The 21,823-nt window shown below is 45.5% G+C and carries 15 protein-coding genes and 1 pseudogene; 9 read left to right on the top strand and 7 right to left on the bottom strand.

The genetic code is table 11. The features are described 5' to 3' along the window. Positions 1–2: 2 nt before the first annotated feature. Genes AOG36_RS01455 through AOG36_RS01445 form a run of 3 tightly spaced genes read right to left on the bottom strand, consistent with a single transcriptional unit; the run spans position 3 to position 3,727 of the window. Positions 3–1,496 carry a DUF5644 domain-containing protein gene (locus tag AOG36_RS01455; RefSeq protein WP_015105986.1) on the bottom strand — a complete coding sequence of 498 codons (1,494 nt, stop codon included), beginning with the start codon at positions 1,494–1,496 and terminating at the stop codon, positions 3–5. Beyond that, positions 1,497–1,964 carry a hypothetical protein gene (locus tag AOG36_RS01450; protein ID WP_015105985.1) on the bottom strand — a complete coding sequence of 156 codons (468 nt, stop codon included), beginning with the start codon at positions 1,962–1,964 and terminating at the stop codon, positions 1,497–1,499. It lies immediately after the preceding gene. Further along, positions 1,964–3,727 carry a M3 family oligoendopeptidase gene (locus AOG36_RS01445; RefSeq protein WP_015105984.1) on the bottom strand — a complete coding sequence of 588 codons (1,764 nt, stop codon included), beginning with the start codon at positions 3,725–3,727 and terminating at the stop codon, positions 1,964–1,966. Before AOG36_RS01445 ends, AOG36_RS01450 begins: the two co-directional genes overlap by 1 nt. 99 nt (positions 3,728–3,826) lie before the next feature. Between AOG36_RS01445 and AOG36_RS08905 the strand changes: the two genes are divergently transcribed. Then, a complete protein-coding gene (locus AOG36_RS08905; protein WP_231630326.1) occupies positions 3,827–4,561 on the top strand; it encodes a hypothetical protein in 735 nt (244 codons plus the stop codon). A gap of 588 nt (positions 4,562–5,149) precedes the next feature. Here the strand turns inward: AOG36_RS08905 and AOG36_RS01430 are convergent. The 4 genes and pseudogenes from AOG36_RS01430 to feoB form a co-directional block, all read right to left on the bottom strand. After that, complete coding sequence (locus AOG36_RS01430; RefSeq protein WP_015105980.1) at positions 5,150–7,573, bottom strand: N-6 DNA methylase; 2,424 nt, start codon at positions 7,571–7,573, stop codon at positions 5,150–5,152. 274 nt (positions 7,574–7,847) lie between these two features. Continuing rightward, positions 7,848–8,406, bottom strand: a pseudogene (locus AOG36_RS08745) (transposase); the annotation flags it as partial. A gap of 2,294 nt (positions 8,407–10,700) precedes the next feature. Further along, the gene (locus tag AOG36_RS01425) at positions 10,701–11,195 is read right to left on the bottom strand and encodes a ferritin (protein WP_015105972.1); all 495 of its coding nucleotides are present in this window, start codon (positions 11,193–11,195) and stop codon (positions 10,701–10,703) included. A 96-nt stretch (positions 11,196–11,291) separates the two neighbouring features. Then, positions 11,292–13,163, bottom strand: a complete 1,872-nt coding sequence (feoB, locus tag AOG36_RS01420; RefSeq protein WP_015105971.1) for a ferrous iron transport protein B — start codon at positions 13,161–13,163, stop codon at positions 11,292–11,294. 83 nt (positions 13,164–13,246) lie between these two features. Here feoB and AOG36_RS01415 point away from each other — a divergent pair, with 83 nt between their 5' ends. The 8 genes from AOG36_RS01415 (at position 13,247) to fliD (ending at position 21,818) form a co-directional block, all read left to right on the top strand. After that, a complete protein-coding gene (locus tag AOG36_RS01415) occupies positions 13,247–14,218 on the top strand; it encodes an RluA family pseudouridine synthase (protein ID WP_015105970.1) in 972 nt (323 codons plus the stop codon). Beyond that, entirely contained in the window at positions 14,166–15,416 is a 1,251-nt protein-coding gene (locus tag AOG36_RS01410; protein ID WP_197271770.1) for a fibronectin type III domain-containing protein, read from the top strand. The genes AOG36_RS01415 and AOG36_RS01410 overlap by 53 nt, the downstream gene beginning before the upstream one ends. A 1-nt stretch (position 15,417) precedes the next feature. After that, a complete protein-coding gene (gene trmB / locus AOG36_RS01405) occupies positions 15,418–16,569 on the top strand; it encodes a tRNA (guanosine(46)-N7)-methyltransferase TrmB (RefSeq protein WP_015105968.1) in 1,152 nt (383 codons plus the stop codon). Between the two features lie 2 nt (positions 16,570–16,571). Beyond that, on the top strand, positions 16,572–17,243 hold the full coding sequence (locus AOG36_RS01400; protein ID WP_053825381.1) for a cell division ATP-binding protein FtsE: 672 nt from the start codon (positions 16,572–16,574) through the stop codon (positions 17,241–17,243). After that, positions 17,230–18,042, top strand: coding sequence for a cell division FtsX domain-containing protein (locus AOG36_RS01395; protein ID WP_015105966.1), 813 nt, complete (start codon positions 17,230–17,232; stop codon positions 18,040–18,042). The genes AOG36_RS01400 and AOG36_RS01395 overlap by 14 nt, the downstream gene beginning before the upstream one ends. Further along, positions 18,039–19,268 carry a murein hydrolase activator EnvC family protein gene (locus tag AOG36_RS01390; RefSeq protein WP_015105965.1) on the top strand — a complete coding sequence of 410 codons (1,230 nt, stop codon included), beginning with the start codon at positions 18,039–18,041 and terminating at the stop codon, positions 19,266–19,268. The genes AOG36_RS01395 and AOG36_RS01390 overlap by 4 nt, the downstream gene beginning before the upstream one ends. A 78-nt stretch (positions 19,269–19,346) precedes the next feature. Further along, positions 19,347–19,724, top strand: a complete 378-nt coding sequence (gene flaG / locus AOG36_RS01385) for a flagella length regulator FlaG (protein WP_015105964.1) — start codon at positions 19,347–19,349, stop codon at positions 19,722–19,724. Between the two features lie 18 nt (positions 19,725–19,742). After that, a complete protein-coding gene (fliD, locus tag AOG36_RS01380; RefSeq protein ID WP_015105963.1) occupies positions 19,743–21,818 on the top strand; it encodes a flagellar filament capping protein FliD in 2,076 nt (691 codons plus the stop codon). Positions 21,819–21,823: the final 5 nt, after the last annotated feature.

The following is a 21,823-nucleotide window of genomic DNA, read 5'->3' as shown; positions in this document are numbered from 1 at the left end:
CTTTATAAGAAGTGAAAGGCGTTTTTGTGGCTATCTAACCCTAGTGCCTTGGCGTTTCTTTCCCCTAGAGCGAGCAACACCACTTGAGACAAAAACAAAACGCTCGTGTGATCATGGTCGCGCTGGTAAGCATCTGAGCCTTGCTTGGCAAGCGTGTCAAACATATGAAACTGGCTGAGCGCATTAACCATGATAAAATCCACACCTAAATCAATGCCCGCATAGCGGATACGCGCTGACTCTTTAAGTGCCATTTTGCGGTCAATATCTAGCAAGTGGGCATAAGACTCCTTGCTAAAAAGGGGGCTATGTATGTGTAGGTCTAGCCATTTTAAGAGAGTGGGGTGTTCCTGTGCGCTCTCTTTAAACCACACCGCACTAAAGCCCTTAAAGGGGGTTAGGGGCTCAAGCTGCAAGATCTCTTTTGCCAACAAGTCGTTTAAAAAGACCACTTGTGCCTGCTGGCTATAGCTCAATTCATAGGCGGCAAGGTTGTTATTCACTGCTTCTAATAGGCTAGGCTCGCTATCTAGCAAGGCTTTGGCGTAGGTGGCGTTTGTGTAAGCGTCCTCGTCAGCGCACAGCAAAACCCCCCCGACTTTATGCGCTAGGGCAAGGTTATAGGCGTTGGCGGTTAAAAATTTTTCTAAATCCGCCAAACGCCCCCAATGCCCACCATCAAAGACACAGGGCAACTCCACGAAGCGTACCTTTAGTTTTTGTAAAAGGAGGCGCGTGCTTGTGAGTAGGGGAACAACATTGTAGTTTTGCGGGTAGGCTGTGTAGAGCAAGTAGGGAGCTTGCTTGCTTGTATCGGGCTTAGAGAAGTTATAGGCAATGTTGCCTAAATGCGCCCACGGGTTGCTAGCTAGCGGGCATTTAGAGCCACTTAAGAGCATTTGCTGCAAGCTGTAAATCTCTATGTCTAGTGCCTCGCTCTCAGGGTAGAGGCGATACTTTAAGGGTACAAAGTACATCACACCATGCCTCTTGTCAGCAATACTGCTTAAAATCTCAGGGCTTCGGTGTGGATAACGCTCCATCAGCCACTTGGCATACAAGAAAAATCCATCCCCAAAGTAGCCCGCATGCTCTTTAGGTGTTAGGGTGTTGATGTTCGTGTATTTGGCCAGCTCTGCCCTCTCCTCTGCTGTCAAAAAGGGCGCGCTTTTAAAGAAGTTGGCATAAGGCTCTAGCAGGGCTTCTTCATTTAAGAGCAAATCCTGTTTGGCATAGGGGATGGCTAAAGGCTCTAGCACCCACTCCTTACCAAAATGCGCGATTAAATTAGAAATTTCTAAGTCCTCAAACACGGCGATTTGGTTGATCTTTAGCCCCAAGTGCATGGAGTCGTAGACAAGATTGGGAATCTTGGAAAGCACCTCGCTTAAACGCCCCTTGGGGTTGTAATCCACGCTGTAGAGCACATAGGCGGGGTTGTAATCAATCTTAGGGTTGAATTTAAACACACGAAGTTTTAAGGTGAGTAGGCTCATTTAAGGTTCTCTTTGTAAAGTGGCGATGGTTTCTTGATTTCTAGGGTCGGATAAAATTGCGTCCTTAGAGCTTTGCAGGGCTTCGGCCGTGCTGTCGACAAACATGCTGTGCGGGTCACAGCGGTTGAAGAGTACCACATTGGAGTCGTTTCTGTCCTTAACGATGATTTGCACGACCCCTTCAAGCGCGATTCTCACGGTGGTTTCAAAGTTGTCCCCTAGCCCCGCTTCAAAGCTGATGTGTAGGGGGTCTCTAGCGATTTTCAAGCTCTCAAAGGTGTAGCCGGCCAGCACAAAGAGCACAAAAGAGCCAAAGTCGGCGATTTGCTCCTCGGGGATGGGTGGGTCAAAGTGCACATGCTCTAGGGCGCAGAAGACACTAAAATGCGTGTGGGTTTCGTGCAAAAAGATCAGGCAATCCAAACAATGTTGGTTTGTCATCGCCTTGTATCTTTGCAAAATATCCATTAAAGCAGGTCCTCAAATTCTTTCAGCATTTTCTCCACCTCGCCCATGCCAATTTTCCAAAACTCTTTATCAGCGATGTTAAAGCCAAACATCCCAACCAATTCTTCAGGGCTTTGGCTACCTCCTTTGCTTAAAAATGTGGTGTAGGTGTCGACAAATTCTTGTTTTTCTTTCTGTGTTTTTTTGGAGCGGTAAAGCCCAAAGAGTGCTAGGACTAATAACTGCCCATAGCTGTAAGAGTAGCAGTAAAAGGGCGAGTGGATGAAGTGGGGGATGTAGCTCCACCAGCGGGCGTAGTTTTTGCTAAGCTTCAAACTCTTGCCAAACATCTTTTCATTTTCCTCTTGCCAAATTTTGTCAAAGTCCTTGGTCTTGAGCTCCTCAAAATGCTCCCCACATTGGTGGATGCGCCTCTCAAAGTTTGTCATCACCACCTGCCTAAACATCGTAGAGAAAATGTCTTCCAACTTGCCCGCATAAATGCCCTTGAGTTCCTTTTTGTCTAGGTCTTTTTTGAGGTTCTCAAACAAAAGCATTTCGCCAAAGACAGAGGCGGTTTCGCTCGTGGTTAGGGGGGTGTTGGTGTTTAAATAGCCCACTTGACGGCTTAGGCTTTGGTGGATCATATGCCCAAACTCGTGGGCAATGGTGAAGGCAGAGCGGCGGTTACCCGTGAAGTTTAAGAGCACAAAGGGGTGTGCACTTGGCACCGTGCTGTCGCTAAACGCCCCGCCTCGTTTGTCCGCCCTAGGGTGTGAATCCACCCATCCCTCCTCAATGCCTTGTTGCACGATCTCATAGAACTTGGGTGAAAACTCCCGATACGCCTTACACACCAAATCTAGGGCTTCTTTATAGCTTAGAGGGGCTTCTTTGGATTCAATGGGGGCGTAGCGGTCGTGGTCTTTGAGCTTATACCCTAGGATTTTTGCCTTGTTTTTGTAGTAGCGGTGCACCAAAGGGTAGTGCTCCTCTACAATCTCGATCATGCTATCCACGCTGGCCTGTGAGATTTGGTTGCCCAAATGCCGAAAGGTTTCGGGCTTTTCGTAATTCCTTAATTTGGTATCGATGTGTAGGTCTTTACGCACCATGTTTAAGACATAAGTGAGCACCAACTCCTGCTTTTTTAAAGACTTAGTAAGCCGTTTTTGTGCCTGCTTGCGTAATTTGCGATCGGGGTTGTGCAACTCGGATAAAATCTCCTCTTCGCTCAGCATTTTGTTTTGAAAAGGCATTTTCAAGGAAGTGATGATCTGGTCAAACAAATTCGAAAACGCCTCCACGCCCACGCCACAAGTGGCCAAAAGCACCTTTTCTTCAGGTAGGCTCAACATATGGGGTTTTTGGCGCAAGAGCAGGCGCAAGAAATAGGCGTATTTGGGTGTGGCACTGATCAATGCTTCTTGTTTTTCGCTCTCTAGCGCGCAAAACTCATTTTCCACAAAGAGCAAATGCTTGCCCATATCCGCACATAGCAACTGGTATTTGGCGTAAAGATCGCTCCTTTTTGCGTCTACACAGAAAATTAAAAAGACATAACTCATCGCCCTTGAGATGCCCTCGCTCAAGGTCTCATACTCGGCCAAAATGCCCTCAAACTTCTCAGGCTCGACCTTGGCAAAGTGGCCCGCGTACTTTTTCTCAAAGCTGACAACCTTTTTATCCAAAGTGGCTAGGTGCTTGTCTAGCGCATCTTGGTCTTTAAAAAGCGCGCTTAAATCCCATCGGTGTTCTAAATCTTTTGTGTCTTTGCTTCCCATAAAATACTCCTTTCAAAAATAACCCCTATTCTAGCATGTTTTAGTCTGTGCTATAATGCTTCCGTTATACTTTCTATACTTTGAAGTTAAGGAGACACTTTGTCAACAAGAGCGATTTTAGCGGGGGTGTTGTTTGGGTCTATATTTTTGGGTTGCAGTGTATACCAAAGCTCAGATCCCGACACCACCCCCCCACCCCCCAAGAAAGCAAAATACAAAGAGCAGGCCAAAGAAACCCACGCTTTAGAGCAACAAATTGAGCAACTCAAAAACGCTGTGGCTGCCAATGAGCGCAAAATGGATGCTTTAGACCATAGGCTCAAACCCCCCCCAAGCCTTAAGCCCAAAGTAGAGCCCAAGCCCGAACCCAAGTCCCAAGCCCACATACAGACCCCACCCCCAGCCCCTAAAGCGAAGAGTGCTCCCATACACACCAGCGGACACTTCTTGGTGGGCTATGGGGTGAGCGATGTCGGCACTAAAACCCCCGAAGATGCGCGTGAGAGTGCCTATTTCAACGCTAGACGTCAACTCACCTTCACTCTTTATAACCGCCTAAGCCAGTCTTTGAGCGCATACCATTTGAAATCCGAGCACCTACGCAATGTCTTGCTCTTCGCCATTGACAAGGCTATAGACAGCCCTCAAATCTACAAAGAAAAAACCCTAGTCCCCCTTGCCCGCTATGGCAAAACCTTTATGGTCTTGCTCGTGGATGGCGCGGTTTTTGACCGTATCCGCCAACTTGTCCACACGCAATACCATTTTTCCGCCTCGCATTGGCGCCTATTCGATCATCTGCTCTACACCATACAAACGGAGTTATTGCACTAGGAGGGCTAAAGGCACTGCCTCAAGATGTCCTCTTCGACTTGTACATTCCCCAAAGTAGGGGTCATCAAAGCGGGTACAGCCACCTCAAAAAAGCTCTAAGAACTCCTCCGGTTTCTTGGTTGGCAAATGCAAGTAAAAATCTTCCAACCCACATGTCAGCAAACACCCTTTGAATGTAGGTTCTAACCAAATCTTCTTTGATCAACTCATTGACTCTAGACTCTACAAAGTCCGCCACAATGTTCTCTAGCAATCCAAATGACCTAAATAATGATGGCAAAGATTGAGCTGACAAAGACCCTAGAATAAATACAATCTAGACACACCCTATTTTTGCCATGCTTTAGCGGTTAACGCTACTTTTTGCAATAAGTGGACAGCCCAAAAGCCCCCCAATTCCCAAGATGGCGGTGCTAGATGGATTAAGGCGCATGCTCTTAGAGATAATTAGAGCATACAAGGCTGTATTTTGTAAAAAAGTATTGATTTTTTAAGGAGTTTTGATGAAGGAAAATCGATCACTGCTCTACATCACTCTTCGATGTTAATCACCACACTCAATCCACATGTATATTTAGTGTTGACAATTCAAGTATAGAAAACATCATTGTGATTTTTTAAATCATCAACTATATTTAAAAATTCCCATTGTTTGGTGATGGCACTTTTAACCTTTTTTGTGATTTGTTCTAGCTGACTGGCATCTTTAGGGATAGGGATTTTTAGCTCTCTCCATCTATCAGCAATATTTGGTAAAGTTGTGTCTATAAAAATTTTGTTTTCAAGTTGTTTATAAGTGATTATATGAGACATCGCATATAACAAATATTCGGGTGTTATCCCATATTGCTTTGCAGCATTTTGTGTATTCACTCTTAGGACTAATATTTCTCTTGTCAGTATGACATCCGTGTCATTTTTAGAAACCATTGCTACGCTGCCTATTCTATAACTCCCCCGTTTGACAAATAATATATCCTTTGGCTTGAGTTGTTTAGCCTTAGAAAAAAGCCTATCGTATTCGTCTGAAGGGATCATAGCGGTGGGGTCTTTGTAAATCTGCCAATTCACAATGTCCTTAACTCTTATGTAGGGGATTGAACCCTCACCCTTTAGCTCTCCCCTAGGCGATCCATGCCCATCAAAAAAACTAATAGACGCATGATCGATCAACTCTTGCAAAGAAACCATGTTTAGATTTTTTCTATGGGCAATGTCTGCAATTTCAAACTCTTTACTTTTCCAAAAGTATCTAGGAATTAAGATATCGCTCTTAATCACCTTGTTCGCCTCTACTTCAAAGGTGTATTTCTTTTCATCTACCCTTCCCTTCACTTCATCAATAATTGTCAGCGTGTCGTCTTTGACACTACCATCAACATTATAAATCACTTTGCCATTATGATCGTGTCCTGCAAATTCAGCCACAGCCATATGGATAAATTTCTGTTGTTTGGTGTCCTTTTGGAGGATTAAGATAATACATTTAGCGTTGTTGTGCGGTCTAAAAGTGTTGTGGGGAATGTCAATGAGCCACTCGATATTGTGTTTGTATAAAAACTCTCTGACATATCTTGTGCTGGGGGCGTGGAAGTAGGTTTCAGGCAAAATGATCGCCAATCTGCCCCCCTTTTTTAAAAGTTGTAAATTCCTTTCTAAAAACAGCGTTGAAACATTGCCTTCCTTTTTATTTAAATTCAACGCATATTGGGCTAGTTTATCCTTGCCCGTTACTCTTATATCTTTTCCAAAGGGCGGATTTGAAAAGGAGATGTCAAAGCTTTCTAATTTTATTTGGCTTTTTGTGAGCTCGCCCCAATTTTTGGGCAATTCCAAGCTGTCTTCACAAAAGATACCCCCCTTGCCATCGCCTAAAATGGTCATATAGGCCTTGCCCACTTTTGTTAAAAAGCTGTCTTTTTCAATTCCCCTAATGTTCTTGATCGCCAAAGCCATCTTTTCTTCGGCTCTGGAAATTTCGTTTTCAATGGTTTCATCTAGGGTATGCCAAAGGTATTTTAACGACTCAACTAAAAACCCACAACTCCCACACGCTGGATCGATGATGGTGTGCTTTTTGTCTGGCGCGACAATTTCCACCATTAATCTCACTACATTTTTGGGCGTAAAAAACTGCCCTTGAGAACCTTTTAACGAGTATCCTATAAAAACCTCAAACGCATCCCCTACGCTGTCTCTGTCGGTTTCAGTAATACAAATATTTTGGAGCTTGCCCACCACTAATTTAAGAGTTTTGCCATCAAAGGTTATGGCATCTTGTTTATTTAAAACATCGTCATACTTCTGCTGTATGTCCGCAAAAAGTCCATTAATTCTACTGCTGACTTCTTCATCACTCTCATCTATCGATGCTCTAAATCTCACCATTTGATCGTGAGCAGTAAAACGCTCATCGTAAATTTTGCAAAGGATCAATAAAATCATCTCTTTGGCGATTTGTTCATCTCGATTCACGCCTGTGCTGTTGGCGACAATCCGCCCCCTAATCTCTTTAAAAATTTCTTTTAAGTTGTGCGTGGGATTTAAATCCCTTCTTAGATACTTTCCTATCTCGCTTAATTTTTCATTGTGCTTGGGAAAGGCGGTGATTTCTTCAAAAGCGATATTTCCAGACTTCTCTATCTTTTGGATATAAACACTCTCCTTACCATTAAACCAAATGCCTATGTGCGCTTCACAAAACCTAAGATAGTCTTTTAGTTGCTCTATTCCATCTTTTCTATCTTTTTTCTTGCACTCTACGACAATTTTTAGCTTTTTCTCGTTCTGTATTGTTTCAAAAACAGCAATGTCAATGGGATAACCTTTTTTATCAGATGGACTTGCCTTGACCCTGTATTGTGGGTGTGCTTGTATGAGATTTTTGGGATAACCATAGTCTTCGTGGAGTATCTTTAAAAATGGTTGCACCGCCTCTTTCTCTTCAGGGCTTTCTCTAATTTCTTGACCAGAGATAAAATCCCTCAATTTATTTATGGTTTGCTCGTCCATAATCTCCACCTAAAAATTTTTGTTAATCGCTGTTGACATACTACAAAAACTCCGTATATGATTGTCCAAGAATATCAAAATGTTCTTGGTTTTCAACTACACTCTCTGTTTTTCGCTCGTTTGCTCAAGCTGATATATCCACTACTTTGTATATGTCCAAATAAAGTTATTTCTCTATAATTATCTTTAACAAAATTTACAAAGTTGTGATAAACCTAAAAGGCTTAGCAACAGATTTTCCATCTAAGTTGACCCCGCTTTTCACATAAACTTATTCTTTGGATAACCCACACTCGGTAGCTTACATATCTCATTTTTTAGCCATGTGTGGTCACTTAAAGTTTTTGTGATGGCCTAAACAAGTGGGGAAACAAGTTTCATCAGCTTCTATGATGCCACTTAATTTCACTCTATCTTGTATTCTTTGCGGAACATCTAAAATCTTGTGTTGCCAATGAAACGCCGTTGTTAGATCAACATGACAAATCTTAGCGGTTTTTCTTAGAGAATATTTTTTAACCATACAATGAATGAATTTTTGCCAAACCTTAATGTCAATGTCTTTTTTAGTGCTAAAAAGTGCTAGAAAGAATAGTGTTGTTAGTGTAGGTGAAGGTTTTTTGCATGCCTTTCACAAAACCTTTGTTTAATCTTTTTGCCATTTTTAACAAATTCAGTAGATTTACAGCAAGGACACCCTTTAATTTCTTGTTGAGTAGGTGTGGCAGGTTGAGAACTTTCTTTGTCGTTTATAGTCCTTTAAAAAGCTTTTATCATGATTGTTAGAATATAAAGAGCTGGTTAATAATCTCTAATTCAGCATTTCTAGACATTTAAAAGCCCTTGTTTAAGGTATTTAACAAAAACAAACCAATCCAAAACCCCCACACCCTTCCACTTGCTAAACTGCGCTACAATACCCTTTGATTTTGTTTCATCCAACAACAAGAGGCACATCCCACACAAGAGCCATTGACCCTAATCCAAGCCCTACCAACCCCAAGCCACTTTTTATCACCAACACACTTCACCACGCCAAACTCTAGAGTGTTTGCTCCAGATTTACCAATTTGAAAAGCACAAGAAAGCCATGCAAGCGCGCTTAAAAAATACAAGAGTTAAACCTTAGCTAGAGCAGGCAAAGAAAACCAACAACGAACACCAATTCAACGCCCATTTTTCTAAACCTCGCTACAGGGTGCTCAAAAGCGATTAGAAAATAGGCTAGAGAGCAAAGAAGCGCACAGAGCCAGCGGGCTATGCGGGAAAGACCACTCATGAGCATCGCTATTTTCGGCTAGGCTACCACAAAATCGTATACAGACGAGCGCGGTTTTATAGTGGCACTTATGCCACAAAATTATGCTATCATCAGAGCATTCATTTTTGTGTACCCTATCGCTACACACAGGTGGGACTAAAACCACCACAAACATTAGGATTACAGCAATTGGTGCGCCTTTAGGCGTACCGGCGCACAACAGCCAACAAATCTAGACAGCACTATGCTCACAGACCGCGGGATTGGTTCCAAGCCCCAACTCTATCCAAGACCACCCTTTGACGCAGATAAAACGCATGATAACCCTTGTTGCCAAAACCCCATGTGTTCAATGTGTGGTTTTTCTAGCTTGTGGAAAAACCACTTTCAGGCACATGGCAGCACAAAAATCTAACATTTCTCCCGATGCGCCCTATACACCCCCCTTTGGGCGTGTTGGGTTAATAAATTTTCTAAAAGCCCCATGCACTCCAAATAACCCCTATAGACTAAGCTACTTAAAGGGTCAAAGACGGCTTTGGCTTTGCGAACAATAAAAGTAAACCTAAGCTTTGTAATTTAGAGGTTGATGCAGGTGGTTAGGAGATTCTTGCTATCTACAAACAGCCCATTATGGCATTAAACACAAGCCCGCTTCCCCTGCAGATGAACTAATGACCTCCCCCTTGTTTGAGGTTAGTGCCTACTCAGATTTTCGTGGTATAGCCCTCAAAACCGCCCATAGATCACAACCTGACATCGCTCCTCTTGACCCCCAATTCTTTAAGAATAGTGTACCTAAAAGCATAAAATCAAACCCGTGCACTACACCCTACTCGACAAAGACCGCCTGTTTTTAGAGTTTGAAGTTTTAAACGAGGGCAAAAACCTACGCTTTTAAGTTCTCAATGATCGTCTACTGCCACACTATCTGCACCTTAATGGAGTGGGTGAAAACCGCTTATTGGCGTGAATTATAGAGCGTAAATCCATAAATCCGCTGTTACTCTATACTTAAAAAAAATAGTTTTGTGTGGTCCACACCAACAGCGCACCTTTATGCGTGGGCTCGTGTCAATCTCTACGAAACCCCTTTAACCCCGTTGACATGCCCAAGAAATATTTGTGCAAGAGTGCCAAGAGCATTGAAGCGAGTCAAGGGGGTGTGGAGTGGATGAACCGTAGGGGGCAACTTATGCGAACACTATATGCCGCAAGTGGCTAAGGCTTTGGACTTAGATTGTGTGGCCTATGCGTTAGAGCAACTAATGAAGAAAGGTTTGGTGCCTGTGGGCTCTTTACAAGCCAAGAAGTGTGGTTTTTAGCCATTTGTGAGTATTTGCTCGCAAGTCTGTAAACAAGGCTTTATCTATGCACAAGCACAAGAGAGCGTAGAGAAGGTGATGGGTAAGCAGACCCTAAGTGATTTGATGCTCTTTGATGCCATTACTGGCAATGTGGATCGGTATTTGGGCAATTTTGGAATATTGATAGATAATGACACAAGAACGACTACAAATCTAAGCACAACAAGAAGAATGACACAACAAACTTGACCAAACGGTATTTAAGGTGCCCCCTTTTAGAGGAAGTCCGAACCACCGGTGCAGATGACTTTCTCATATCAAGGCGTTTAAACGCACCTCTAGAATAGAGCTAGCTTGAAGCCGCGATCCCCCTTCAAAGTCAAAAACTCGCATTGAGGACAACCACACGAAATGGATCGCAGAGGTACAAACGGAGGAGCAGATGGTTTTAAACATAGAGCAAGGATGATTTCAAGCATTTGCCACTTAACCCGCGTCCTAAATCATCTGCCATGCTCTCTTGACCCACAGCCAACATTGGCCATGGGGGGCGCACGCCTTATTTTTTTACAATGTTGCGGATGTACTGGTCGGCAAGATACAAGCCATGCCCACTCTCGCCCATGAGCTTGATTTTGTCGAGGATATTTTTAAACAAGACTTCTTCTTCGTGCTGTTCGGCGACATACCATTGCAAGAAGTTGAAGGTGGCGTAGTCTTTGTGGGCAAGCATGTGATCCACCAAGTTGTTGATGGAGTGGGTGATGTGTTGTTCGTGCTTATAAGCCTTTTCAAAGATTTCAAAAAGGTCTTTAAACTCGTGTTCGGGGGCTTTGACTTCCTTTAAATGCACGCCCACTTCGTTTTCATTGAGATAGGTGATGATCTTGGTGGCGTGCGCGTATTCATCGCTGGCATGGTCAAATAAGAATAACCCCGCCCCATCAAAGCCGTGGGTGTAGCACCAAGAGCTCATGCTCATGTAAAGGTTTGCAGAGTAGAACTCATCCATCACTTGTCCGTTAAGTAATTTTACAGTTTCTTGAGGCAACATAAAAACTCCTTTCCCTAGTTTGTATCATTATTATAGCCTAAATGAGAAAATAAAGTCAAGGTTTTTAGTCTCTATTTTCTCAAAATATCCAATATTTTAAGAAACAAACAAACTTGTTACCCCATAAGCAATGAGAGAGAACACATACGCCACTGCGGTGGTGAAAACGAAGAGATACACCACGAATTTAAAGCCCCCCGCCTCCTTGCCAAAGGTGATGGTTGCTGCAAAACAAGGGATGTAAAACATGACAAACACGATAAAGGCGATCGCTGAAGGCAGACGCACACTCTGTCTTAGGGCGTGTGGCTCTTTTTGCCCCGCATACAACACCGCCAAAGTGGAAACCACCACTTCCTTAGCCATAAAGCCCGTAACAAGGGACACGCTCAAACGCCAATCAAAATCCATAGGCTGAAATACCCCATCAATGCCCCGTCCAATGCGCCCCACGAAGCTATTTTCTAAAATCTCTCGATCTTGTTTGTCCTGCAAATCCCGCAGGACTTGCTCTTTGGCTTTAGGGCTTAGGGAGTTTTTTTGAATCTGCGCCCTTGTGGCTTCATAGGGGGCTAAATCTGGCTTGGGGTATTGCGAGGCAAACCAAATTAAAAGCGAACCGCCCAAAATATAAGTCCCCGCCTTTTTGATGTAAGAAAGGCTCTTGGTGTAAATGCCAAAGAAAAGCACTTTCGCGCTTGGTAGGCGGTATTTTGGCATTTCCATCACAAAAGACTCTTGCTTGCCCCTAAAAACACTCAAATTTAAAAACTTTGCCATCAGTAACGCCACCAAAGCCCCCAAAATGTAAATGGCAAAGAGTATAAAACTGGCGTATTTTTGGGGGAAGAACGAGCCGATGAAGAGGACATAAATGGGCAGTCTTGCACTGCAACTCATAAACCCAATGACAAATAAAGTGATTAACTTTTCGTGTTGATTTTGCAGGGTGCGGGTTGCCATGTAGGCTGGCACGGAACAGCCAAAGCCCGTCACAAGAGGGATAAAACTCTTGCCATGCAGGCCAAACTTACGCAAAATTCCATCGAGCAAGAAGGCAACACGGCTCATATACCCCGTGCCCTCCAAAAGCCCGATACCTAGATACAAGACGACAATGAGGGGTAAGAAAGAGAGCACCGCCCCCACGCCCGCCACCACGCCATCGCTAAGCATTGAGGCGATTTGGGCATTAGGAATGTATTCTTTTAGACTTTGGCTTAAAAAGGCAAAGAGGTTATCCACCAAATCCTGCCCGAGCCCACCCACAAAGAAGCTTAAAGCAAAAACGAGGAACATGAGGCCTAAGAAAATCGGCAGGCCATAGTACTCGTGCAAAAAGAGACGATCAAGCTTGCGCGTGGGGGTGGGCTTGGTCTGCTTGCTCACTTCTTTGGCAAGTTGTCTGCAAAAATGTAGGTCGGCTTGGGTGGACCTTAGCTCGGGGTTTGGAGATTTGTGGGTGGGCTGGGGGGCGTTGTGTAGGGCAATGATCGCGTCTAATAGGGCGTTGATGTTGATGTGCTTGTAGGCGGAGGTGGGGATGCAGGGGGCATTTAATTTATACGCTAGGGTCTTGGTGTCTATCTCTAGCCCCTCTTGTTGAGCCTCATCAAACATATTCAAGGCAAGCAGGGTTTTATGGGATAGTTTGAGTAATTGGGCACTTAGGGCCAAATTGCGCTCCAAATTTGTGCAATCCAAGACATTCAAGATTAAATCATAGTTTTGGGTGTCTAAAAACTTCCTGGTGAGCTTTTCTTCTAGGGTGAAGCCGTTTAGGGCGTAAATACCGGGCAGATCTATGATGGTGATTTGTGTATCTTTATAGATGGTTTGTACTTGGGTTTTTTCCACCGTAACGCCTGCAAAATTGCCGACTTTTAAATGCGCCCCGCTTAGGGCATTGATGAGCGAACTTTTGCCGACATTGGGTTGCCCCACGAGGGCGACAGTGATTGTTTGCATGGCCTGTTAAACCTTAAATGATTATGAAAATTAAAACTTAAATTATATCCAAAGTTTTGTTAAAATAGGGGTGAAAGGATAACATGGAGCAGGAATTATGCGTCAGAGAGGCGGGGCGTTTGGACCGCTTTTTAGCCACGCAGTTGGGCGTGGCAACCAATCAAGCCCTGCGGTGCATCAAGGCAGGCTGTGTGCAGGTGAATGCCAAGGTTTGCAACAAGGGGGGGCTAAAGCTCAAAGTGGGGGATTTGGTGGTTTTCACGCCTCCAAAGGCAGCAGAATTGCCCGTTTGTGCACCCTTAGATTTTGAGGTGATTTATGAGGATGCGGATTTGTTGGTGCTGAATAAACCGCCGTATTTGGTGGTGCATCCGGCCCGTGGAGTGTATGAACTGACTTTAATGGAGCATTTACAAGCCAAGGGCTATACTTTGTCTAGCCTTAGTGGGGAGCTGCGCTGTGGGATTGTGCATCGCCTTGATAAGGACACGAGCGGGGCGATCGTCATTGCCAAAACCAACCATGCCCACGCTCACCTAGCTGCACAACTTAAAAGCAAAGAGATGGGGCGTTATTATCTAGCCATTTTAAGTACGCCTTTAAACGCGCCCATTAAAGTAGAGTGCCATTTAGGCCGTCATCCTAAGAACCGCTTAAAAATGACAAATTTAGACGCTTTGCGCCAAGAAATCAATGGGGGCAAGTGGTCTAAAAGTGCATTTATGCCTCTTATCACCAACGCCAAAGGGCAACAACTCATAGCCATAAAGCTTTATAGCGGGCGTACGCACCAAATCCGCGCCCATTTGGAGAGTTTAAACCGCCATATTGTGGGCGACCCTTTATATGGGCAAGCCAACAGCTACAATGGGCGGATTTTGCTCCACGCTTATTTGCTGTATTGTACCCACCCGAGTACAGGGCAGAGCCTGTTTTTTAAAGCCCAAATTTTACCTGATATGCTAGAATATCTGCAAAATAATTTTCAAGAGGTTTCGTGGGATGGGTTTTTACAGGAACGCCGTATTTTTGATTTGTTTGGGGCTGATTTTTAGCAGTTGTGCCCACCCCCGTAAGAACGACACGCTCTCTTTCAGCCAACAGCAAGAGGCGACTAACGCTAACCTGCCTGTGGTGCAGGGCATTAGAACCATTAATGATGTGGAGTCGGTGGGCTTTGAGTGGCAGGCGATTGACAAGCCTTGGCTCATTGAAGGCTTTGCGATTTATCGCATGCAAAAAGACCAAACCTACCGGCGGGTTGCCACCATTAAAAACCCCCTAGCCACGCATTACTACGATGATGGGTTGACCCCGCAAACCGACTACACCTACCAAATCGCCACCATTGGTAAAAATGGGGGTATTTCGCAAATGTCAGCGACCATCCCCGTGCACACTTCTTATATCAACCCCGTAGAAAGAGTTTTTGCAAGTCAAGCAAGCTCCCAAGAGATTAAAATCTTTTGGAGTCCGCACCCCAACCCCAGTATTGCCCGCTACATTGTACAACGGCAGAACCCTGATGGCAAGTTTTCTAATATCGGAGTGGTGAAAAACCGCTTGTATGTGGAGTATTTTGACAAGAATTTACCCAATGGGGTGAAGCAACGCTACCGGGTGATTGCCGAGAACTTTGATGGGGCAAAATCTCTGCCTAGCGCGGTGGTGGAGGGGCAAACCAAGCCCCTGCCTCTGCCCCTTACAAATTTGCAGGCGAGCACCAACTTAACACGCAAGGTGGAGATCTCGTGGACTCCTTCAAACCAAAGTGATGTGGTTGCTTACCGCGTGTATGCCACAAACCACATAGATGGGCATTTTAAGAGTATTGCCGAAACAAAGGTCCCTCACTACACCGATGAGGTGGATATGGACGGGGCACAACGCTTTTATAAAGTTGTGGCGGTGGATAGCGGTGGCTTGGAGGGGGCGATGCCCGCTGAAGCCACTAGGGGCATGACTTTGCCACGCCCTGCCACGCCCATCATCACCAAGGGCACGATTGAGGATGGGCAGGCAATCATTGAGTGGCAGGGAGTGAGCGATGGGCGAGTGAAATCCTATGCCGTTTACCGCTTTGATGGTAATTCCAATTCTAGCCCTCTGCGTTTTGGCAACTTAACCACCACGCAATTCATTGACAAGCACATGGAAAATGGACAGAAATACCGCTACCAAGTGGTGAGTATCGACTCTGCTGGACTGGAGTCGCGCCCGAGCAAAGAAGTGGAACTACGCTTGGATCGCTAGCATGCCCCATTTCTATGCCAAAGAGCTCGCCACACCGCCCATGCCCTTTGAAGAGGGGGGCTTTAAATTTTGCTATGAAGCCAAGAGTTTAAGAGACTCTAAAGTGAGCCTGATACGGGTGCAACACCCCTCCAGTGATTTTTGTTTGCTCAAAATTACACAAGAGGGAGGGGTTTTATGCAAGGGAGAGAAATCCAGTCGCCCCATCCCCGTGGGGCTCTTGCAACACGCCCTAGAGATTTTAAGCCATTATGGCAAGCAGGTTAGAGGCAATTTAGCCCTAAGCTACTGCCCCAATCGGGCGTTTTTGATGGATTTTAAGCGTTTTGACTTCGAGAAATTTTATTTAGAAATTGGCTTTGGCTCGGGGCGTTTCTTGCTTAAAAAAGCGCGGGCAAACCCTGAAAATATCTATCTTGGCTTAGAGGTGCATACCCCCTCTATAGAGCAGGTGTTGCGCCAAATCGAGCTCTTGGGGCTCACAAACCTTTATATCGCCCACGCCGATGCACGGACACTTTTAGAGGTGTTGCCCCCAAATTGCGAGAGGTTAGACATACACTTTCCCATGCCATGGCCCAAGCAACCTAATCGGCGCATTTTCACCCCCCACACTTTAAAGAACATGCTCGCCATTTTGCGCCCACATGGGGAGATTTGGCTAAGAACAGATAGTTTGGAGTATTTTAAGTCCAGCCTAGAGCTCGCCTTGGATGCGCCCACTTGCCACGCCACCATTGCCAAGAACGCTCCCCAAGAGGTGGTGAGTAAATACGAAGCCCGTTGGGTACGCCAAGAAAAGGACATTTACGACTTGCGCTTGAAATCTAGCACGAAATCCACGCGCCCTAGCTTGCCTTTGTTGTTGCCAATAACCCAAAATGTCAAATCAAAGGGGGCAAAAGCAGCGCGTTTATGGCAGGAAAAACCCCAAATGGGGGAAGATCACTTCCTAAATATCCAAGATGTGCTAGAATACAAGGAACTATGGTTACTCGCGGTGAGTTTAGGCGATGTGCGCTCCCCCTTGAATAAAATCCTTTGTTGGGATCGTGGGGGTGGGGGCGTGGAGTATGTGGGGGGTGCACCTTTTAATACGAGGGCGCAGTGCCACGCCCACGAAGCGTTGTGCGCTCTTTTACAGGAGGTTTAAAGTTGGGAAGCATCATTTTTGCGCGGGACTTGTCTTTGGGCTATAAAAGAGATGAGTGGGTGATCAAGGGGGCGCATTTTAAGATAGAACAAAAGGACTTTGTGTTCATCTCTGGGGCGAGCGGGAGCGGGAAGAGCACGCTTTTACGCTCCTTATACGGGGATTTACCCATTTTGGGGGGGGATTTAGAGGTGTGTAATATCAGCGTGAACCGGGCTTCTAAGGGTTTTATCAACGAGCTTAGACGCAATATCGGGGTGGTGTTTCAAGATTATAAACTCATTGAAGAGTGGACGGTGGAGCAGAACATTAAATTGCCCATGATCATTAATGGCTACAAAAAAGAGGAGTGCAATATCCAAGCCGAAAAGCTTTTAGCGCATGTGGATTTGCTCTACAAGTCTAACCGCTACCCTTTGGAGCTGAGCGGTGGAGAGCAACAGAGGGTGGCGATGGCTAGGGCGATCGCCCACAAGCCTTTTTTAATCCTAGCCGACGAGCCCACGGGCAATTTGGACGACTACTCAAGCGACATGATTTGGAGTTTGCTAAAGGGGGCAAACAAACAATTAGACATCACCATTGTGGTGGTGACGCACAGAATCCCTAGCAATCTTAACATCCCTTACCGCAAGCTTTATATCAAGGATGGAGAGGTGCATGAATACACTTAAGGAGCATTTGGCTTTTTTACTGCCCTTAATCGCTCTTTTATTCAGTTTGGAGAGCATTTTGTTTATCCAGCGGGCGGTGCATATCCGTGAGGAAAAGCTGTCTAAGAATTACGCCATCACCATCGTGAGCCACCAAAAGATCTCCCTACAATTCATTCGCCAGAACATCCCAAGCAGCATATCCTTAGACCTTATCAGCCCCGATACGCTTTTAGAACACTTGAAGCAGAATTTAAATGCGACGAGCATTGCCAATCTTAAAAAGAACCTGCCTTTCTTTTATTCGCTCAAATTGTCCTTATTCCCCACCTTAGAGCAACTAAACCAAATCAACCAACGGCTTTTAAAAATCCCGGGTGTGGAGAAGGTGGAGGTCTTTAGCAAGACCCATGACCAAGAATACCGCCTATTGCTTTTGCTCAAAAAAAATACGCTTATTTTTGCATCCATTGTGGGCGTGCTATCCATTCTCTTGCTTGTCAAGCAAATCAGTGTGTGGCATTTGCAATACGCCAAGCGCATCGAGATCATGGACTTGTTGGGCGCACCCATGCGGATCAAAAATGGCTTTTTGTTTAGGCTTGCCTTGATCGACTCGGCGATCGCTAGCGGGGTGGTGTTTGTGGGGAGCTTGTATCTGTCCTTGCAGGATCGCTTCCAAACCATTGCTCAAGTGTTGGAGATCAACGGCCGTTTATTTGTGTGGCAAGAGGACACCTTGATCTTTTTATTCATCTCAGTGGTTGTGTCCTTGTTTTGTGTATGGATCGTTGTCATCCGAAGGAGAGTTGTGGCATGAAAAAAAGAGCGGTACTCTTGGTGTGTTGTTTAGCGTTGGGAGCACTAAACAGCCAATCGGTCGCAGACATTGATAAGAACATCACTTTGAGTCAAAATAAACTCAAAGCCACAGCCCTAGAAAAGAGCAAGATCAGCAATCGTCTCAACCTCTTAGGTAGTGCCATTAACCAAAAATATCGCCAAAGCCAGGAGCTCTCTAGACAAATACAAGACATCCAAAGGGACATTGACAAGAACCAAGTCCAAAACCAAGCCCAAGAAAAATCTTTGGAGGAAAATCGCCTCTTTTTGGAGAATCTACAAAAGAGCCGCAGTAAAATCCAAGACTCAGTAACGAGCATTCTCTTAAAGGACATTTTATTTGTGATGATCCTAGATAAACAGGATTTGGCCACCACTGAGGACATCATGCTCCAAACCGCCTTTAAGTATTTGAACCGCAACTCACGCACACGCCTTGCCAACTTGAATGCTAAAGAGGAGCAGATCAATGCCCGTATCGCCCAAATTACAAAAAACATCAGTCAAATGGGCGCGACCATCGCCGCCCAAAAAGAGCGCAAACACAATCTACAAGACATGGTTGCTAAGCAACAGAATGTGATCGCTAAAATGCAAGAGGAACTCGCCCTTTACAATAAAAAGCTAGAAAATTTAGACAAGGAACGCAAGGGGTTAGACAAACTCTTAGCCTCTCTAAATATTGTCAAGCAAAAAGAGCTCGAGCACCAAAAACACCCCCAAGAGCAAGTCCACACCACTGCAGGACTGCAAGCCCCCCTAGAGGTGCGCCAAGTGGCGAGCTCTTACAGGGACATCAGCACCACCGCCTACAATGGGCCAAAAACCATCGCCCCTTTAGCTAGCTATAAAATTGTGCAAAAATTTGGGCCCTACTTTGACCCCGTGTATAAACTCAAGGTCTTTAACGAATCGGTCACTTTGGTGTCCACCAAGCCCAACGCAGTGGTGCGCAACATCCTTGATGGGCGGGTGGTGTATGCCAAGGAAGTACCAATCTTAAAAAAGGTCATCATCATTGAGCATAAAGACGGCATGCACACCATTTACTCCCAGCTGGACAAAATCGCCCCCACCATTCGGCACGGTCTGCGGGTGCAAAAGGGTTATGTGATCGGGCGCATCGACCAACGCTTGAGCTTTGAGGTTACCCTCAAAGACAAACACATTAATCCTTTGGAGATCATTGCCCGCACCCAGTAGCCTAAAACCCCCGCTCCAATAACGCCAAAACATAAATAAAAACAACGCTGTGCCGATTTAGGGCTTAAAGGAGTGTCTATGTCTACAGAGATTGCAAGCATCACCCCACACATCAACACCACACAATTAGATTTACCCCACACACATGCAATGAATTTAAAAACCCCACAGCAGGTGTCTTCTATTGATAGGAGCAAATCCGAACACACCAAAGATGAAGAATCTCACTTGAAGGAACAGGATTTGCAGGCGTTGACAAAAGAGCTCAATGAGAAGATGAAGCGCATGGAGTCGAATTTGACCTTTAGTTATAACGAGGTCTTGCGTAGCTTGGTCGTAACGATCAAGGATAGCAATGGGGATCGGATCATCCGTGAAATCCCCTCCAAAGAGGCCATCAAATTAACCGAGAAAATGCGCGATATTTTAGGGATCATTTTTGACAAAAAAGGCTAGAGCGCACCGGAGCAACACATGGGAATTGGAAAACTTAGTTCATTAGGGATTGGCAGCAAGGTTTTAAACTACGATGTGATCGATAAACTCAAAAAAGCCGATGAGCAGATGATGGTCGCCCCCATTGAAAAGAAAATGGAGGCGAATGTTGAAAAACAAAAAGCCCTTATTGAAATCAAAACCCTTATCTCCAATCTCAAAGCTCCCGTAAATGCGCTCACTGACTACTCCACCTACACGAGCCGCACCAGCAGTGTGAGCGGTGGAGCCATTAAAGCCACGGTGAGTCCGGGTATCCCCGTGCAAAATATTAAAGTCGAGGTGGAAGACTTGGCGCAGGGTGACATCAACGAGGTCGCCACCCACTTTAGGGATCGAGACGATGCCTTCAGCCAAGCCAACACCAAGTTGCACTTTTACACCAATGGCAAGAACTACACTATCAACATCAAGGCCGGGATGAGCCTGGGCGATGTGGCGCAGGCGATCACGGATACAACCGATGGCAATGTCTTAGGCATTGTGATGAAAACAGGGGGGGACAAGCCCTACCAACTCATGCTTAACAGCAAAAATCAAGGAGCCAATAGCCGCATTTACTTCGGCACCAGCGTGATCTCGCATTTAAGTAGCGATGCCCCCATCACCTTGACAGCAGGCGGCACAGACCCAGCCACGGGCAAGAACACGGAGGACGATTTTTTCATCAAAGTAAAAGACGCACAGGGCCAAGAGGTGAAAATCCCCATCACCTTGAATATCAACACCAAAACCCCTGTGCAGAACAAAAACCAAGCCCTGCAAGAGGCGATCAAAAAGGCTTTAGAAGCCAACCCTGAAACAAAATCTCTCTTAGAGAGCGGACAGCTCAATGTAGGTTTAATCAACGATGGCAAGTCTTTGATCCTCAATGATAGCAGGGGGTTTGGCATAGAAGTGGGTGGGGCTAAGATGGCTGAGCTGGGCTTTGCTAACACCACTTCGAGCACCGATGATTTAGTCAAGGGCACCACAGGCATCCCCTCCGGGAAAATGAAGGGGGTGGTGAACTTCAATGGGCACGCCATCGACCTTTCCAAGATCACCTCTGTAGCCAGCTCGAGCGATGACAATGGCAGGGCGATTGTCCAGGCCATCAATACTATCGATGGTCTACATGCCACCCTAGGCGCAGATGGGAAGTTGGTCTTAAACAGCGACAGCGGAGAGTTACGCATTACAGGCGTGGGGGTGGCGGGCAAGGCGGCGGTGTCTAACTTGGGCTTGAGCGAGGGCTTGAGTCAGTCCTACGCCAAAATCCATGGTCTTTTTGGATTTAAAAACTTGCAAAGAGCAAAAGATGCCAAATTCACCTACAACGGCGCAACCATCACCCGCCCCACCAATGAGGTCAACGATGTGATCAATGGGGTGTCTTTGACCTTACTTTCCAAAACCGATCCGGGCAAACCCGCTATTGTGAGCATCACTAGAGACAGCAAGGCAATCGTGGACAACATTAAGGCCTTTGTCAAAGCCTACAACGAATTGATGCCAAAATTAGATGAAACCACCCGCTACGATCCGGACACCCATATCGCCGGGGTCTTTAATGGGGTGAGCGACATCCGCACCATCCGCTCTTCGATCAACAACGCCATCGCTTTCAGCATCACGAGTGCAAAAGGGGTGGATAGCTTGATGAAGTACGGCATTAGCCTAGATGAGCATGGAAAAATGAGTTTGGATGAGGCTAGGCTTACAAACGCAATTGAAACCGACCCCCAGGCCACCCAAGACTTCTTTTATGGGAGCGATGTAAAAAGCATGGGGGGTAAAGAGACCCACCAAGACGGGATTTTTATCCGTTTAGATAAAGTTTTAGCCGGTTTGGTCGATGGTGGAAGTGCGCGTTTGAAATTATACGAAGATTCGCTCGAGCAAGATGCTAAAGATCTGAGAAAGGATAAGGAGAGCGCAATGGAAACGCTCAAAACCCGTTACGACATCATGGCAGAACGCTTCGCCGCCTACGATGAGCGTATTTCAAAAGCGAATAAATCCTTTAACACGGTACAGATGATGATCGACCAAGCGGCCGCGAAAAAGAACTAAGAAAG

Source organism: Helicobacter heilmannii (assembly GCF_001283065.1).
In the GTDB taxonomy this organism is placed as follows: Bacteria; Campylobacterota; Campylobacteria; order Campylobacterales; family Helicobacteraceae; genus Helicobacter; species Helicobacter heilmannii.
This window is presented reverse-complemented; position numbering and strand designations above follow the sequence as displayed.